Below are 15,355 nucleotides of genomic sequence, written 5' to 3' on the forward strand. Positions count from 1 at the left end.
GTACATGTCTGGCCTACTACCCGGCACATGACCTAGACTGGGCTTAATCCCTGCGTCTCTTGCGCTTCAGCTTCCAAGGCCTCTTGCATGTCCGATCCTCGTTACCAGGTCGACGTCAGCGTCGTCACCCGCTTCCTCGCAGAACAATCGCAACCCGAGCAGAACCGCTTTGCCTTCGCCTATACCATCACGGTGCAGAACAACGGCCAACTGTCCGCGCGGTTGATGTCACGGCACTGGGTGATCACCGATGGCGACGGCCATGTGGAAGAAGTGCGCGGTGCCGGGGTCGTGGGCCAGCAACCGCTGATCGAGGCCGGCCAGAGCCACACCTACAGCAGTGGCACGGTGATGACAACGAAAGTCGGCAACATGCAGGGCAGTTACCAGATGCTGGCCGAAGACGGCAAGCACTTCGAAGCCGTGATCGCCCCCTTCCGCCTTGCCGTACCCGGGGCCCTGCACTGATGGCGGTGTATGCCGTCGGCGACCTGCAAGGCTGCCTGGAACCGCTCCAATGCCTGCTCGAGCGCGTCAAGTTCGATCCGGTCCGGGATAAGCTGTGGGTGGTAGGCGACCTGGTCAACCGGGGCCCGCAATCCCTGGAAACCCTGCGTTTTCTCTATCGCATGCGCGAGTCGCTGGTTTGCGTACTGGGCAACCATGACCTGCACCTGCTCGCGGCCGGCCATAACATCGAACGCCTGAAAAAAAGCGATACGCTGCACGAGATCCTCGACGCGCCGGATCGCGCCGAACTGCTGGACTGGCTGCGCCGCCAAAAGCTGCTGCACCATGACGCCGAGCGCAACGTGGCCCTGGTCCACGCCGGCATTCCGCCCCAGTGGAGCCTGAAGAAAGCCCTCAAACTCGCCGCTGAAGTGGAAACCGCCTTGCGCGACGACAACCTCCTGCCCGCCTTCCTCGACGGCATGTACGGCAATGAGCCGAACAAGTGGGATGGCGCCCTGCAGGGCGTGACCCGCCTGCGGGTGATCACCAACTATTTCACCCGCATGCGCTTCTGCACCGCCGACGGCAAGCTCGACCTCAAGGGCAAGGAAGGCGCCGACACCGCGCCCCGCGGCTACGCCCCCTGGTTCAGCTACAAGGCGCGCAGGACCCAGGACCTGAAGATCATCTTCGGCCACTGGGCGGCCCTTGAGGGCCAATGCGACGAGCCCGGCATCTTCGCCCTCGATACCGGTTGCGTCTGGGGCGGCGCCATGACCCTGATGAACGTCGACACCGGCGAACGCCTGAGCTGCAAATGTGACGCCCAGGGGGGTGTCGCCCCGCCACCGACCCTGCGCGAGCGATTCCGCGCCTGGTTATATCGCTAGACTGTACGACCTACCCGCCCCCGACGGAGCCCAGCATGACCGAATTCAAACGCATCCCGCCCGACCAAGCCCAGACCCTGCGCGAGCAAGGCGCCGTGGTCGTCGACATCCGCGACCCGCAGGCCTTCTCCCAGAGCCACATCAGCGGCGCCCGGCATCTGGATAACCACAACATCGCCGATTTCATTCGCGCCGCCGACCTCGATGCGCCACTGGTGGTGTGCTGCTACCACGGCAATTCGAGCCAGAGCGCGGCCGCCTACCTGGTCAGCCAGGGCTTCAGTGACGTCTATAGCCTGGACGGTGGCTTCGAGCTGTGGCGCACGACCTATCCGTCAGAAATTGCTCAGGATATTTCAGAATAATTTTTTCTCCTGCTGGAGCCCGCTTGATCCGCGGGCTAGAGCCATTCCTGACGAACGGTCAGGCGCAACTAATTGCTCATCTTGACTTGCCCCCGCCGATTCCGAACTATCCTTAAGCGCAGGCCATCCAAATCAGGGGAGAGCCGGTACACCGGCGTTCGGGTCATCGGTAGCAATTTTCAAGGCGATCGTCGCCTTGAAGGTGTTCTGGGGGGTAAACGGCAACGGCTTCGTGGTTGCATGCCAGCACGGGACTGACTGATCCGGCACCGGCTCCACGTATCGAGCGAGGTGACGTCATGAGCATTTTCAGCCATTTCCAACAACGCTTCGAATCCACACGGCAAGAAGAACTCACGCTGCAGGAGTATCTCGAGCTGTGCAAAAAGGATCGCAGTGCCTATGCGTCATCGGCCGAGCGCCTGCTATTGGCCATCGGCGACCCCGAACTGCTGGATACGTCCACCAACTCGCGGTTGTCGCGCATCTTCTCCAACAAGGTGATTCGTCGCTATCCGGCCTTTGAAGACTTCCATGGGATGGAAGAATGCATCGACCAGATCGTTTCGTATTTCCGCCATGCCGCCCAGGGCCTGGAAGAGAAGAAACAGATCCTTTACCTGCTGGGTCCGGTCGGCGGCGGTAAATCGTCCCTGGCGGAAAAGCTGAAACAACTGATCGAGAAAGTGCCTTTCTATGCCATCAAGGGCTCACCGGTCTTCGAATCCCCCCTGGGTCTGTTCAACGCCACGGAAGATGGCGCGATCCTCGAGGAGGACTTCGGCATTCCCCGGCGTTACCTGAACACCATCATGTCGCCCTGGGCCACCAAGCGCCTGGCCGAGTTCGGCGGTGACATCAGCCAGTTCCGCGTGGTCAAGCTCTACCCTTCGATCCTCAACCAGATCGCCGTGGCCAAGACCGAACCGGGTGACGAAAACAACCAGGACATCTCCGCCCTCGTGGGCAAGGTCGATATCCGCAAGCTGGAAGAGTTTCCACAGAACGACGCCGACGCCTACAGCTACTCGGGCGCCCTGTGCCGGTCCAACCAGGGCCTGATGGAGTTCGTGGAAATGTTCAAGGCACCGATCAAGGTGCTGCACCCTCTGCTCACCGCCACCCAGGAAGGCAACTACAACAGCACCGAGGGCCTGGGGGCGATTCCGTTCACCGGTATCCTGCTGGCCCACTCCAACGAATCGGAATGGCACACCTTCCGCAACAACAAGAACAACGAAGCCTTCATCGACCGGATCTACATCGTCAAGGTCCCATATTGCCTGCGGGTCAGCGACGAGGTGAAGATCTACGACAAGTTGCTGTTCAACAGCTCCCTGTCCAAGGCCCACTGCGCCCCCGACACCCTGAAGATGCTGGCCCAGTTCACCGTGCTCTCGCGCCTCAAGGAGCCGGAAAACTCCAACATCTACTCCAAGATGCGGGTGTACGACGGCGAAAACCTCAAGGACACCGACCCCAAGGCCAAGTCGATCCAGGAATACCGCGACGTGGCAGGCGTGGACGAAGGCATGAACGGCCTGTCGACCCGCTTCGCGTTCAAGATCCTCTCGAAGGTCTTCAACTTCGATCCCCACGAGATCGCCGCCAACCCGGTCCACCTGCTGTACGTGCTGGAACAGCAGATCGAACAGGAACAGTTCCAGGCCGAAACCCGTGAGCGCTACCTGCGCTACCTCAAGGAATACCTGGCACCGCGCTATATCGAGTTCATCGGCAAGGAAATCCAGACCGCGTACCTGGAGTCCTACAGCGAGTATGGCCAGAACATCTTCGATCGCTACGTGCTGTACGCCGACTTCTGGATCCAGGACCAGGAATACCGCGACCCGGAAACCGGCGAAATCCTCAATCGCGTGGCTCTGAACGAAGAGCTGGAGAAAATCGAAAAGCCGGCCGGCATCAGCAATCCGAAGGATTTCCGCAACGAGATCGTCAACTTCGTCCTGCGCGCCCGGGCCAACAACAACGGCAAGAACCCGACCTGGCTCAGCTACGAGAAGCTGCGGGTGGTCATCGAGAAGAAAATGTTCTCCAACACCGAGGATCTGCTGCCGGTCATCAGCTTCAACGCCAAAGCCAGCAAAGAGGATCAAAAGAAACACAACGACTTCGTCACACGCATGGTCGAACGCGGCTACACCGACAAACAGGTACGCCTGCTCTCCGAGTGGTACCTGCGGGTCAGAAAATCGCAGTAGTAACGGCAGCTGCAAGCGGTACGCGACAAGCCGCAGGCACGCTCATCGGCATGCTTGCGGTGCGGGAGGCGACCGCTTGTCTTTAAGCTTCCAGCTTGGCGCTTGAAGCTTGTAACTTGAAGCTGTCCGGAGGGCTCCTCATGAGCTATGTGATCGACCGACGTCTCAACGGCAAGAACAAGAGCACAGTGAACCGCCAGCGCTTCCTGCGGCGCTACCGTGACCATATCAAAAAGGCTGTCGAGGAAGCCGTGAGCCGGCGCTCCATTACCGACATGGAGCATGGCGAGCAGATCAGCATCCCCGGCCGCGACATCGATGAGCCCGTGCTGCACCACGGCCGTGGCGGCAAGCAGACCGTGGTGCATCCCGGCAACAAGGAGTTCGTCAGCGGCGAGCATATCCCCCGACCTCCCGGCGGCGGTGGCGGCCGCGGCCCGGGCAAGGCCGGCAACTCGGGCGAAGGGATGGACGAGTTCGTCTTCCAGATCACCCAGGAAGAGTTTCTCGAATTCATGTTCGAGGATCTGGAGCTGCCGAACCTGGTCAAGCGCAACCTCACCGGCACCGACACCTTCAAGACCGTCCGCGCCGGGATCAGCAACGAGGGCAACCCCTCGCGCATCAACATCATCCGCACCCTGCGCTCGGCCCACGCCCGACGGATCGCCCTGTCCGGCAGCAGCCGGGCCAAACTCAAGGAAGCCAAGGCCGAACTGGAGCGACTGAGGCGGGAAGAACCGGACAACTTCGGCGATATTCAGGAAATCGAGGCAGAAATCGAGAAACTCATCGCGCGTATCTATCGCATACCGTTCCTCGACACCTTCGACCTCAAGTACAACCTGCTGGTCAAGCAACCCAACCCCAGCTCCAAGGCCGTGATGTTCTGCCTGATGGACGTGTCCGGCTCCATGACCCAGGCGACCAAGGACATCGCCAAGCGCTTCTTCATCCTGCTGTACCTGTTTCTCAAACGGAACTACGACAAGATCGAGGTGGTGTTCATCCGCCATCACACCAGCGCCCGGGAGGTTGACGAAGAGGAGTTCTTCTACTCACGGGAAACCGGCGGCACCATCGTTTCCAGCGCCTTGAAGCTGATGCAGGAGATCATGGCCGAGCGCTACCCGACCAACGAGTGGAACATCTACGCCGCCCAGGCGTCCGACGGCGACAACTGGAACGATGACTCGCCGATCTGCCGCGATATCCTGATCAACCAGATCATGCCGTTCGTGCAGTACTACACTTACGTAGAGATCACCCCCCGCGAACACCAGGCCCTGTGGTACGAATACGAGCGCATCAGCGAAGCGTTCAGCGACACGTTTGCCCAGCAGCAGCTGGTGTCGGCCGCCGATATCTATCCGGTTTTCCGTGAACTCTTCCAGCGCAGGTTAGTGACATGACCGCCAAAGAGCAGAAACAACAGCAGAAACGCCAACCCATTTCCACCGGTTCCGAATGGACCTTCGAGCTGATCCAGGCCTACGACCGCGAAATCAGCCGTATTGCCAATCGCTATGCCCTGGATACCTACCCCAACCAGATCGAGGTGATTACCGCCGAGCAGATGATGGACGCCTACGCCTCCGTCGGCATGCCCCTGGGTTATCACCATTGGTCCTACGGCAAGCACTTCCTCAGCACGGAAAAATCCTATAGCCGCGGCCAGATGGGCCTGGCCTACGAAATCGTGATCAACTCGGACCCCTGCATCGCCTACCTGATGGAAGAGAACACCATCTGCATGCAAGCGCTGGTGGTGGCCCACGCCTGCTATGGCCACAACAGCTTCTTCAAGGGCAATTACCTGTTCCGCACCTGGACCGACGCCAGCTCGATCATCGACTACCTGGTCTTCGCCAAGCAGTACATCATGCAATGCGAGGAGCGCCATGGCATCGACGCGGTCGAAGACCTGCTCGACTCCTGCCACGCCCTGATGAACTACGGCGTCGACCGCTACAAACGCCCCTACCCGATTTCCGCGGAAGAGGAGCGACGGCGCCAGAAGGACCGCGAGGAGCACCTGCAGAAGCAGATCAACGACCTGTGGCGCACCATTCCCAAGGGCGCGGACAAGTTCAGCGACAAGGACAACGCACGCTTCCCCCCCGAACCCCAGGAAAACATTCTCTATTTCATCGAAAAACACGCGCCGCTGCTGGAGCCCTGGCAGCGGGAAATCGTGCGGATCGTGCGCAAGATCGCCCAGTACTTCTACCCGCAGCGCCAGACCCAGGTGATGAACGAAGGCTGGGCGACGTTCTGGCACTACACCCTGATGAACGATCTCTACGACGAAGGGCTGGTCACCGACGGCTTCATGATGGAGTTCCTGACCTCCCACACCAGCGTGGTGTTCCAACCGGGCTTCGACAGCCCCTACTACAACGGCATCAATCCCTACACCCTGGGGTTTGCCATGTACCGCGACATTCGGCGGATCTGCGAGGAGCCGACGGAGGAAGACCGTCGCTGGTTCCCGGAACTGGCCGGCAGCGACTGGCTCTCGAGCATCAAGTTCGCCATGAGCAGCTTCAAGGACGAGAGTTTCATCCTGCAGTACCTGTCACCGAAAGTGATTCGCGACCTCAAGCTGTTCAGCATCCTCGATGACGACCAGCGCGACGACCTGCTGGTACCGGCCATTCATGACGAAGGCGGTTACCGGATCATTCGCGAAACCCTGGCCGCCCAGTACAACCTGGGCAACCGCGAGCCCAACGTGCAGATCTGGAGCATCGACCGTCGCGGCGACCGCTCGCTGACCCTGCGTCACCAGCAACACGACCGCAAACCCCTGGGCGATTCGACCGACGAAGTGCTCAAGCACCTGCACCGGCTCTGGGGCTTCGATATCCACCTGGAAACCCTGCAAGGCGACCAGGTCATGAAAACCCACCACATCCCCCCCAAGGGTGACCACAGCGATGGGGAATACGGGCGACTGGACCTGGCCGTGATTCATCTCTGAACAGCACCCTCGCCTCCGCTGGCGCGATCCACGGGTTATCCTGTCGTGCCAACGGAGGTTTTTCATGCAGATTTATAAAGTCGGCGGCGCGGTTCGCGATCGCCTGCTGGGCCGGCCGGTTACCGATATCGACTGGGTGGTGGTGGGTGCCAGCGCCGAAGAGATGCTCGCCAGGGGATTTCGCCCGGTCGGTGCGGACTTTCCGGTTTTTCTCCACCCTTCGAGCGGTGAGGAATATGCCCTGGCCCGGACCGAGCGCAAGAGCGGACACGGTTATGGCGGGTTCACGTTCCACGCCAGCCCCGATGTCACGCTGGAAGAGGACCTGATCCGCCGGGACCTGACCATCAATGCCATGGCTGAAGACGAGCACGGCAACCTGACCGACCCCTATCATGGCCAGGCGGATCTCGATGCCCGCCTTTTGCGTCATGTTTCCCCCGCCTTCGCCGAAGATCCCCTCCGGGTCCTGCGGGTTGCCCGCTTTGCCGCGCGTTATGCCGCCCTGGGTTTCAAGGTGGTCCCCGAGACCCTGGCGCTGATGCGCCAACTGGCCGAATCGGGCGAGCTGCAAGCCCTGACGCCGGAGCGCAGCTGGAAGGAAATCTCCCGCGCCCTGATGGAAGACCAACCCCAGGTGTTCATCCAGGTGCTGCGCGACTGCGGTGCGCTTGCCGTGCTGTTTCCGGAAGTCGACGCCCTGTTCGGGGTGCCGCAACCCGAGGCCCATCATCCGGAAATCGACAGCGGCGTGCATACCTTGAGCGTGCTGGAGCAAGCGGCACGCCATCGGCAACCGCTGACCGTCCGCTGGGCCTGCCTGCTGCACGACCTCGGCAAGGGACTGACGCCCGAAGACCAATGGCCGAAACACATTGCCCACGAGTCCAAGGGACTGAAGCTGATCAAGGCGGTGAATGAGCGCTACAAGGTACCGCGCGACTGCCAGGAACTGGCGTTGCTGGTGGGTGAGTACCACACCCATGGCCATCGCGCCCTGGAACTCAGGGCCTCGACCTTGCTGGAGTTGCTGCAGAGCTTCGATGTCTATCGACGACCGCAGCGTTTCGAGGAATTTATCGCCGCCTGCGAGATGGATGCCCGCGGGCGCCTGGGGCTGGAGGAGCGGGCTTATCCACAGGCGGACTATCTGCGAGGGGCGGCGGCGGCGGCCAAGGCGGTTGCCGTTCAGCCGCTGCTGGAACAGGGATTCAAGGGGCCGGAACTGGGCGAAGCGCTCAAGCGCGAACGCCTGAAAGCGCTCAAGGCCTACAAGGAGCAGGCCGCAGGCTAAGTGCGCGACCTACAGCAGGTCCGGGGGCGTCAACTGCCCCCCACGCCATTCAAATGCCACGGGAGCCAGCACCTGATCGATCCGCGCCTCTGCCCACAACGTCGCGAAAGGTTTCCCCGCCTCGGGATGCAGCCGGTCCGGCGCGATCAGCGCCAAAGGCCACAACACAAAGGCATTCTTGAGAATTTCCGCCCGAGGCAGGATCAGCCCGTCGAAATTCCCCACCCATTCGCCATACAACAGCACATCGATGTCCAGCGGCAGCCCTTTGCGATCCGGCGCATAGCGACCATTGTCGGCCTCGATGAATTTCAAGCGCCGATCCAGCTCCAGCAACGGCAGGTCGGTAAACGCCGACACCACCAGATTGAAGAACGGCCCGCTCTTGATGCCCACCGGCTGGCTTTCGAACACCGCCGAACAGCGGATATCCACCAGGAAACCGGCCAGCGCGTCCAACCCGGCGCGCAAGTGGGTTTCGCGCTCGATATTACTGCCGAGCCCGAGATAAACCTGAGTTAGCGACATCCGCGCTCGATCTCCACGCCCACGCCCTTGGCCGCCGCAACGGCCCCCGGCTTGGTCAGCTTGAGGTGCAACCAGGGAATCTGGAACTCGCTCATCAGCACCTGTGCCAGGCGTTCGGCGAAGGTTTCCACCAACTGGAACTGCGACTGCTCGGCAAACAGCTGGATGCGCGCAGAAACGCTCGCATAATCGAGGGCCAGGCTCAGATCGTCACCGGCCGCAGCCGGGCGGTTGTCCCAGGCAAAACTGAGATCAAGGCGCAGGCACTGACGGATGCCGCGCTCCCAGTCATAGGCGCCGATCACGGTGTCGACTTCCAGGCCCTCGATAAACACTCTGTCCAAGCACTTCTCTCCGCAGCACGACAAGGGCGCAATGCGCCGTTAGAATCAGGGCGTCCCCGCCCGGAATAGTTAGCATGTTTTGGTTACTGGCGATCCTCGCCTACCTGCTCGGCTCTCTGTCCTTCGCCATTTTGCTCAGCCGCCTCACGGGAAGCCCCGATCCGCGAATGAGTGGCTCGGGCAATGCCGGCGCCACCAACATGCTGCGCCTGGCCGGCAAGAAGCTGGCCATCCTGACCTTGCTCGGCGACCTCTGCAAAGGCTTGCTGCCGGTGCTGATCGCCGGTGCCGCCGGGTTGTCGCTCCAGCAGCAAGCCTGGGTCGGGCTCTGCGCCGTCCTCGGCCACCTGTTTCCATTGTACTTCCGCTTTCGCGGCGGCAAGGGCGTCGCCACGGCGGCCGGCATGCTGCTGGGGTTGTACCCACCCGCCGCCCTGCTGGCCCTCGCGACCTGGCTCCTGACCTTCTACCTCACTCGCACCAGCTCCCTGGCCGCCTTGATCGCCACCCCACTGACCCTGCCGCTGCTGGCCTGGCAGGAACCGGCCGCCTTGCTGCCGATGAGCGTGGTGACCGGACTGATCGTCTGGCGCCATCGCGGCAATCTACGCGACCTTTTCGCAGGGCGCGAACGACATTTCTGATCCTGACCGTGAAGATGGCTCACACGCCGCCTTCCATCGACCGCCGCTCAAATCGCCGACAACTGCTCCATGGGCCAGCGTGCCTGCACACTGATCGCCAGGCTTTCCTTCTGTCCGGCCTGCAAACGCTGACACCCGGCAAACGCAATCATCGCGCCATTGTCGGTACAGAACTCGGGGCGGGCGTAGAACACACTGCCCTTCATGTCACCCAGCATCTTTTCCAGCGAAACCCGCAAGGCCTTGTTGGCACTGACGCCTCCGGCGATCACCAGGCGCTTCATGCCCGCCTGTTTCAGCGCACGCTTGCACTTGATGGTCAAAGTCTCCACCACCGCCTGCTGGAAGGCCAGCGAGATGTCGCAACGGGTTTGCTCGCCGTCGTCCCCAGCGCTGACGCACTGCTGCCAGGTATTCAGGGCGAAGGTCTTCAGACCGCTGAAACTGAAATCCAGCCCCGGGCGATCGCACATCGGTCGCGGGAAGACGAAACGCCCCGCCACACCCTGCTCGGCCAAGCGGGCGATTTCCGGACCACCCGGATAATTGAGACCAATCATCTTCGCCGTCTTGTCGAATGCTTCGCCGGCCGCATCGTCCAGGGTTTCCCCCAGCAAGGCGTATTGGCCGATGCCGTCCACGCGAACGAGCTGGGTATGCCCGCCGGAGACCAACAAAGCGACGAACGGAAACGCCGGCGGCTGCTCTTCCAGCATCGGCGCCAGCAGATGGCCTTCCATGTGATGCACGCCCAGGGCCGGCACATCCCAGGCAAAGGCCAGGGCCTGGGCGCACGAAGCCCCGACCAGCAAGGCCCCGACCAGGCCAGGACCGGCCGTGTAGGCGATCGCATCGATCTCGGTCGGCGCGCAGTCGGCCTCGGCCAGGACCTGGCGGATCAACGGCAGCATGCGCTTGACGTGGTCCCGCGAGGCCAGCTCCGGCACCACGCCACCATAGGCGCGGTGCAGGTCGATCTGACTGAACAGCGCATCGGCGAGAAGCCCGCGTTCACTGTCGTACAGCGCGACGCCGGTTTCGTCGCAGGAGGTTTCTAATCCCAGTACTAGCATGGGTTTGCGCCCTGAGGCTAAATTCGAAGGCGCGAATAATAGTCGTCACTCCGGGCCCCGACCAGCGGTTTTCGATCAGAGGCTTTGCATTCCTCGCCACGAGGGGTTAACATCCGCAACCCTTAAAAACCGACGATCTCCAGTGCGCTTTTGCCTGAGGACGTTGACCCCGGTAATGAATGAAGGTAGCTCTGGATGCCAGCCGTCAAAGTTAAAGAGAACGAACCCTTCGACGTAGCTCTGCGTCGTTTCAAGCGCTCCTGCGAAAAAGCCGGTGTTCTGGCTGAAGTTCGTAGCCGCGAATTTTACGAGAAGCCGACTTCCGAGCGTAAGCGTAAGGCAGCTGCTGCTGTCAAGCGTCACGCCAAGAAAGTTCAGCGCGAACAGCGCCGCGCCGTTCGTCTGTACTAATACACAGACGTTCGTTGCAAGCTTCTGCCAAGCCCGGCCCTCAGCCGGGCTAATGGCATTTGCGGATATCGCTTGATGCTTCACCGTCAAAGCCGCCGATGCGACCCAGACGAACCCGCTTCACCCCGTCAGACCTGGCACTCGCCAGCGGTGCACGTCTTTACTGACGAGCCTTCCAAGGCTAATGACGAGCACACCCTTTCCGTTCCAGCTATCGAGCACTCTGCGATGATGAGAACGCCATGGCGGGGCTGATTCCCCAAAGTTTCATTGACGACCTTCTCAACCGCACCGACATCGTCGACGTGGTGAGTTCGCGCGTGCAACTGAAAAAGGCCGGCAAGAACTACACCGCCTGCTGCCCGTTCCACAAGGAAAAGACACCGTCCTTCAGCGTCAGCCCGGACAAGCAGTTCTACTACTGCTTTGGCTGCGGCGCTGGCGGCAACGCCCTCGGCTTCCTCATGGACCACGACAACCTGGATTTCCCCCAGGCCGTCGAGGACCTGGCCAAAGCCGCCGGCATGGAAATCCCCCGCGAGGAAAGCGGCCGCGCGCACAAACCGCGCCAGCCGACCGATTCGCCGCTCTACCCGCTCCTGACGGCGGCCGCCGACTTCTATCGCCAGGCGCTGAAAAGCCATCCGGCGCGCAAGGCGGCGGTGGACTACCTCAAGGGTCGTGGCCTGACCGGGGAGATCGCGCGGGATTTCGGCCTGGGCTTTGCCCCGCCGGGCTGGGATAACCTGTTCAAGCACCTGTCCAGCGACACCCTCCAGCAGAAAGCCATGATCGACGCCGGCCTGCTGATCGAGAACGCCGAAACCGGCAAGCGCTACGACCGCTTCCGCGACCGTGTGATGTTCCCCATCCGCGATACCCGCGGCCGGATCATCGCCTTCGGCGGCCGGGTGCTGGGCGACGACAAGCCCAAATACCTGAACTCGCCGGAAACCCCGGTGTTTCACAAGGGCCAGGAACTCTACGGCCTGTACGAGGCTCGCAAGAACAACCGCAACCTCGACGAAATCATCGTCGTCGAGGGCTACATGGACGTCATCGCCCTGGCCCAGCAAGGCCTGCGCAACGCCGTCGCGACCCTGGGCACCGCCACTAGCGAAGAACACCTCAAGCGCCTGTTTCGCGTGGTGCCCAACGTCCTGTTCTGCTTCGACGGCGACCAGGCAGGCCGCAACGCCGCCTGGCGCGCACTGGAAGCGACCCTGAGCAGCCTGCAGGACGGCCGTCGCGCACGCTTCCTGTTCCTGCCCGAAGGCGAAGACCCGGACACCCTGATTCGCGCCGAAGGCACTGACGCCTTCCGCGCCCGGATCAACCAGCACGCACAGCCGCTGGCGGATTATTTCTTCCAGCAACTGAGCGAAGAGGCGGACCCGCGCTCACTGGAAGGCAAGGCGCACATGGCCACCCTCGCCGCACCGCTGATCGACAAGGTGCCGGGGGCGAACCTGCGCACCCTGATGCGCCAACGCCTCACACAGATTACCGGCCTGACCAGCGAAACCGTCAGCCAACTGGCGCACAGCGCGCCGGCCGAAGCGCCACCGCCCTACGACCCCGGCATCGACTACGACGCCATGCCCGACTATTCGGACTACCATGCGCCGCAGGAGGCCTACGCCCCCCAGCAGGAGTGGACCCCGAAGAAGCCCGGCGCGGGCGGCAAGAAATGGGAAAAGAAGCCCTGGGACAAGAACGGCAAGCGCGGCGGCGACCGCGACGAGCCCCGCGGCCCGCGCACCCCGGCGCCGGTCGAGCCGCCGACGCTCACCGCCCTGCGCACATTGGTCCATCACCCGCAACTGGCCGCCAAGGTCGAGACCGCCGGTCACCTCGCGGATGAAGAAAACGTCCATGCACAGCTGCTCGTGGCCTTGCTCGAAGCCGTACAAAAGAATCCTGAGCTAAGCTCATTTCAACTACTTTCGCGCTGGCACGGCACCGACCAGGGTCGATTACTCACCCGTTTGGCGGAAAAGGAGTGGCTGATCGAAGGAGATAACCTTGAACAACAGTTTTTCGACACCATAACCAGCTTGTCGACCCGTCAACGCGAGCGAAAGCTGGAGCAACTCATCAGGAAGTCGCGGCAAGGCGAATTGAGCGCTGAAGACAAAAATCAGCTGCTTGAACTGCTAAAACGCAATCTTCCTGCATCAAACCCGACCTCAACTGGCGCGTGAGGTCATAGCTCGGGTATAATCCTCGGCTTGTTTTTTGCCCGCCAAGACCTTCAGTGGATAGGGTGTTATGTCCGGAAAAGCGCAACAGCAGTCTCGCCTCAAAGAGTTGATCAGCCGTGGTCGTGAGCAGGGTTACCTGACTTACGCGGAGGTCAACGACCACCTGCCGGAGGATATTTCAGATCCGGAACAGGTGGAAGACATCATCCGCATGATCAACGACATGGGGATCAACGTATTCGAGAGTGCTCCGGATGCGGATGCCCTTTTGTTGGCCGAAGCCGATACCGACGAAGCCGCTGCCGAAGAAGCAGCAGCAGCGTTGGCGGCCGTGGAAACCGACATCGGTCGCACTACCGACCCGGTGCGCATGTACATGCGCGAAATGGGTACGGTAGAGCTGCTCACACGTGAAGGCGAAATCGAAATCGCCAAGCGTATCGAAGAGGGCATCCGTGAAGTGATGGGCGCCATCGCGCACTTCCCCGGCACGGTTGAGCACATCCTCAGCGAATACGATCGCGTCACCAGCGAAGGTGGTCGCCTGTCCGACGTCCTGAGCGGCTATATCGACCCGGACGACGGCACTGCGCCGCCGGCCGCCGAAGTACCGCCACCTGTCGATGCCAAGGCCGTGAAAGCGGACGACGACAGCGACGACGATGACGCCGAAGCCAGCGACGACGAAGAAGAAGCCGAAAGCGGTCCAGACCCGATCATTGCCGCACAGCGCTTCGGCGCCGTGGCCGAGCAGATGGAAATCACCCGCAAGGCCCTGAAAAAGCACGGTCGCCATCACAAGCTGGCAGTTGCCGAACTGGTGGCCCTGGCCGACCTGTTCATGCCGATCAAGCTGGTGCCCAAGCAGTTCGAAGGCCTGGTCGAGCGCGTTCGCGACGCCCTGGACCGCCTGCGCCAGCAGGAACGCGCCATCATGCAGCTGTGTGTGCGTGATGCCCGCATGCCGCGTGCCGACTTCCTGCGCCAGTTCCCGGGCAATGAAGTCGACGAAAGCTGGTCCGACGCCCTGGCCAAAGGCAAGAGCAAGTACGCCGAAGCCATTGGTCGCGTGCAGGCCGATATCGTTCGTTGCCAGCAGAAGCTGACCGCGCTCGAGACCGAAACCGGCCTGACCATCGTCGAAATCAAGGACATCAACCGTCGCATGTCGATCGGTGAGGCCAAGGCCCGCCGCGCGAAGAAAGAGATGGTTGAAGCGAACCTGCGTCTGGTGATCTCCATCGCCAAGAAGTACACCAACCGCGGCCTGCAGTTCCTCGATCTGATCCAGGAAGGCAACATCGGCCTGATGAAGGCGGTGGACAAGTTCGAATACCGTCGCGGCTACAAGTTCTCGACCTATGCCACCTGGTGGATCCGTCAGGCGATCACTCGCTCGATCGCCGACCAGGCCCGCACCATCCGTATTCCGGTGCACATGATCGAGACGATCAACAAGCTCAACCGTATTTCCCGGCAGATGCTGCAGGAAATGGGTCGTGAACCGACCCCGGAAGAGCTGGGCGAACGCATGGAAATGCCTGAGGACAAGATCCGCAAGGTATTGAAGATCGCTAAAGAGCCGATCTCCATGGAAACCCCGATCGGTGATGACGAAGACTCTCATCTGGGTGACTTCATCGAAGACTCGACCATGCAGTCGCCCATCGATGTCGCCACCGTTGAAAGCCTCAAGGAAGCGACTCGCGAAGTGCTCTCCGGCCTCACTGCCCGTGAAGCCAAGGTACTGCGCATGCGCTTCGGTATCGACATGAATACCGACCACACCCTTGAGGAAGTCGGCAAGCAGTTCGATGTCACCCGTGAGCGGATTCGCCAGATCGAAGCCAAGGCGCTGCGCAAGCTGCGCCACCCGACGCGAAGCGAGCACCTGCGCTCCTTCCTCGACGAGTGATACCAAAACCCCCGGCTTGCCGGGGGTTT

Annotated in this window: 14 protein-coding genes; 11 read left to right on the forward strand and 3 right to left on the reverse strand. The window is 61.5% G+C overall.

The features are described from left to right. Positions 1–87 precede the first annotated feature (87 nt). The 7 genes from apaG (at position 88) to UCMB321_RS02075 (ending at position 8,207) form a co-directional block, all read left to right on the forward strand. The gene (gene apaG / locus UCMB321_RS02045; protein WP_040063438.1) at positions 88–468 is read left to right on the forward strand and encodes a Co2+/Mg2+ efflux protein ApaG; all 381 of its coding nucleotides are present in this window, start codon (positions 88–90) and stop codon (positions 466–468) included. Beyond that, positions 468–1,343 carry a symmetrical bis(5'-nucleosyl)-tetraphosphatase gene (locus tag UCMB321_RS02050; protein ID WP_040063440.1) on the forward strand — a complete coding sequence of 292 codons (876 nt, stop codon included), beginning with the start codon at positions 468–470 and terminating at the stop codon, positions 1,341–1,343. The genes apaG and UCMB321_RS02050 overlap by 1 nt, the downstream gene beginning before the upstream one ends. A 35-nt stretch (positions 1,344–1,378) precedes the next feature. Next, a complete protein-coding gene (glpE, locus tag UCMB321_RS02055) occupies positions 1,379–1,708 on the forward strand; it encodes a thiosulfate sulfurtransferase GlpE (RefSeq protein ID WP_040063441.1) in 330 nt (109 codons plus the stop codon). A 299-nt stretch (positions 1,709–2,007) separates the two neighbouring features. Next, on the forward strand, positions 2,008–3,930 hold the full coding sequence (locus UCMB321_RS02060; RefSeq protein ID WP_040063444.1) for a PrkA family serine protein kinase: 1,923 nt from the start codon (positions 2,008–2,010) through the stop codon (positions 3,928–3,930). Positions 3,931–4,070: 140 nt separating this feature from the next. Next, entirely contained in the window at positions 4,071–5,342 is a 1,272-nt protein-coding gene (locus UCMB321_RS02065) for a YeaH/YhbH family protein (protein ID WP_040063445.1), read from the forward strand. Beyond that, positions 5,339–6,913, forward strand: coding sequence for a SpoVR family protein (locus UCMB321_RS02070; protein ID WP_040063448.1), 1,575 nt, complete (start codon positions 5,339–5,341; stop codon positions 6,911–6,913). Before UCMB321_RS02065 ends, UCMB321_RS02070 begins: the two co-directional genes overlap by 4 nt. 64 nt (positions 6,914–6,977) lie before the next feature. Continuing rightward, entirely contained in the window at positions 6,978–8,207 is a 1,230-nt protein-coding gene (locus UCMB321_RS02075) for a multifunctional CCA addition/repair protein (RefSeq protein WP_040063449.1), read from the forward strand. A gap of 9 nt (positions 8,208–8,216) precedes the next feature. Here the strand turns inward: UCMB321_RS02075 and folK are convergent, their stop codons facing one another. Beyond that, positions 8,217–8,735, reverse strand: coding sequence for a 2-amino-4-hydroxy-6-hydroxymethyldihydropteridine diphosphokinase (folK, locus tag UCMB321_RS02080; RefSeq protein WP_040063451.1), 519 nt, complete (start codon positions 8,733–8,735; stop codon positions 8,217–8,219). Next, the gene (gene folB / locus UCMB321_RS02085; RefSeq protein WP_040063453.1) at positions 8,726–9,079 is read right to left on the reverse strand and encodes a dihydroneopterin aldolase; all 354 of its coding nucleotides are present in this window, start codon (positions 9,077–9,079) and stop codon (positions 8,726–8,728) included. Before folB ends, folK begins: the two co-directional genes overlap by 10 nt. 74 nt (positions 9,080–9,153) lie before the next feature. Between folB and plsY the strand changes: the two genes are divergently transcribed. Next, positions 9,154–9,723, forward strand: coding sequence for a glycerol-3-phosphate 1-O-acyltransferase PlsY (plsY, locus tag UCMB321_RS02090; protein WP_040063455.1), 570 nt, complete (start codon positions 9,154–9,156; stop codon positions 9,721–9,723). A gap of 47 nt (positions 9,724–9,770) precedes the next feature. Here the strand turns inward: plsY and tsaD are convergent, their stop codons facing one another. Next, a complete protein-coding gene (gene tsaD / locus UCMB321_RS02095) occupies positions 9,771–10,796 on the reverse strand; it encodes a tRNA (adenosine(37)-N6)-threonylcarbamoyltransferase complex transferase subunit TsaD (RefSeq protein ID WP_040063458.1) in 1,026 nt (341 codons plus the stop codon). Between the two features lie 195 nt (positions 10,797–10,991). Between tsaD and rpsU the strand changes: the two genes are divergently transcribed. The 3 genes from rpsU to rpoD all read left to right on the forward strand — a co-directional run bounded on the left by rpsU (position 10,992) and on the right by rpoD (position 15,326). Next, positions 10,992–11,207 (forward strand): 30S ribosomal protein S21, encoded by a 216-nt coding sequence (rpsU, locus tag UCMB321_RS29810; RefSeq protein ID WP_002551877.1) that lies wholly within the window; start codon positions 10,992–10,994, stop codon positions 11,205–11,207. 242 nt (positions 11,208–11,449) lie between these two features. Next, positions 11,450–13,411 carry a DNA primase gene (gene dnaG / locus UCMB321_RS02105; protein ID WP_040063461.1) on the forward strand — a complete coding sequence of 654 codons (1,962 nt, stop codon included), beginning with the start codon at positions 11,450–11,452 and terminating at the stop codon, positions 13,409–13,411. A 67-nt stretch (positions 13,412–13,478) separates the two neighbouring features. Next, positions 13,479–15,326, forward strand: a complete 1,848-nt coding sequence (gene rpoD / locus UCMB321_RS02110; protein ID WP_040063462.1) for an RNA polymerase sigma factor RpoD — start codon at positions 13,479–13,481, stop codon at positions 15,324–15,326. The last annotated feature ends 29 nt before the right edge of the window (positions 15,327–15,355 follow it).

This window comes from Pseudomonas batumici, assembly GCF_000820515.1.
In the GTDB taxonomy this organism is placed as follows: Bacteria; Pseudomonadota; Gammaproteobacteria; order Pseudomonadales; family Pseudomonadaceae; genus Aquipseudomonas; species Aquipseudomonas batumici.

Excerpts from the sequence above, each read along its gene's own strand:
- apaG (WP_040063438.1), top strand. The coding sequence starts at position 88 with ATGTCCGATCCTCGTTACCAGGTCGACGTCAGCGTCGTCACCCGCTTC.
- UCMB321_RS02050 (WP_040063440.1), top strand. The coding sequence starts at position 468 with ATGGCGGTGTATGCCGTCGGCGACCTGCAAGGCTGCCTGGAACCGCTC.
- glpE (WP_040063441.1), top strand. The coding sequence starts at position 1,379 with ATGACCGAATTCAAACGCATCCCGCCCGACCAAGCCCAGACCCTGCGC.
- UCMB321_RS02060 (WP_040063444.1), top strand. The coding sequence starts at position 2,008 with ATGAGCATTTTCAGCCATTTCCAACAACGCTTCGAATCCACACGGCAA.
- UCMB321_RS02065 (WP_040063445.1), top strand. The coding sequence starts at position 4,071 with ATGAGCTATGTGATCGACCGACGTCTCAACGGCAAGAACAAGAGCACA.
- UCMB321_RS02070 (WP_040063448.1), top strand. The coding sequence starts at position 5,339 with ATGACCGCCAAAGAGCAGAAACAACAGCAGAAACGCCAACCCATTTCC.
- UCMB321_RS02075 (WP_040063449.1), top strand. The coding sequence starts at position 6,978 with ATGCAGATTTATAAAGTCGGCGGCGCGGTTCGCGATCGCCTGCTGGGC.
- folK (WP_040063451.1), bottom strand. The coding sequence starts at position 8,735 with ATGTCGCTAACTCAGGTTTATCTCGGGCTCGGCAGTAATATCGAGCGC.
- plsY (WP_040063455.1), top strand. The coding sequence starts at position 9,154 with ATGTTTTGGTTACTGGCGATCCTCGCCTACCTGCTCGGCTCTCTGTCC.
- tsaD (WP_040063458.1), bottom strand. The coding sequence starts at position 10,796 with ATGCTAGTACTGGGATTAGAAACCTCCTGCGACGAAACCGGCGTCGCG.
- rpsU (WP_002551877.1), top strand. The coding sequence starts at position 10,992 with ATGCCAGCCGTCAAAGTTAAAGAGAACGAACCCTTCGACGTAGCTCTG.
- dnaG (WP_040063461.1), top strand. The coding sequence starts at position 11,450 with ATGGCGGGGCTGATTCCCCAAAGTTTCATTGACGACCTTCTCAACCGC.
- rpoD (WP_040063462.1), top strand. The coding sequence starts at position 13,479 with ATGTCCGGAAAAGCGCAACAGCAGTCTCGCCTCAAAGAGTTGATCAGC.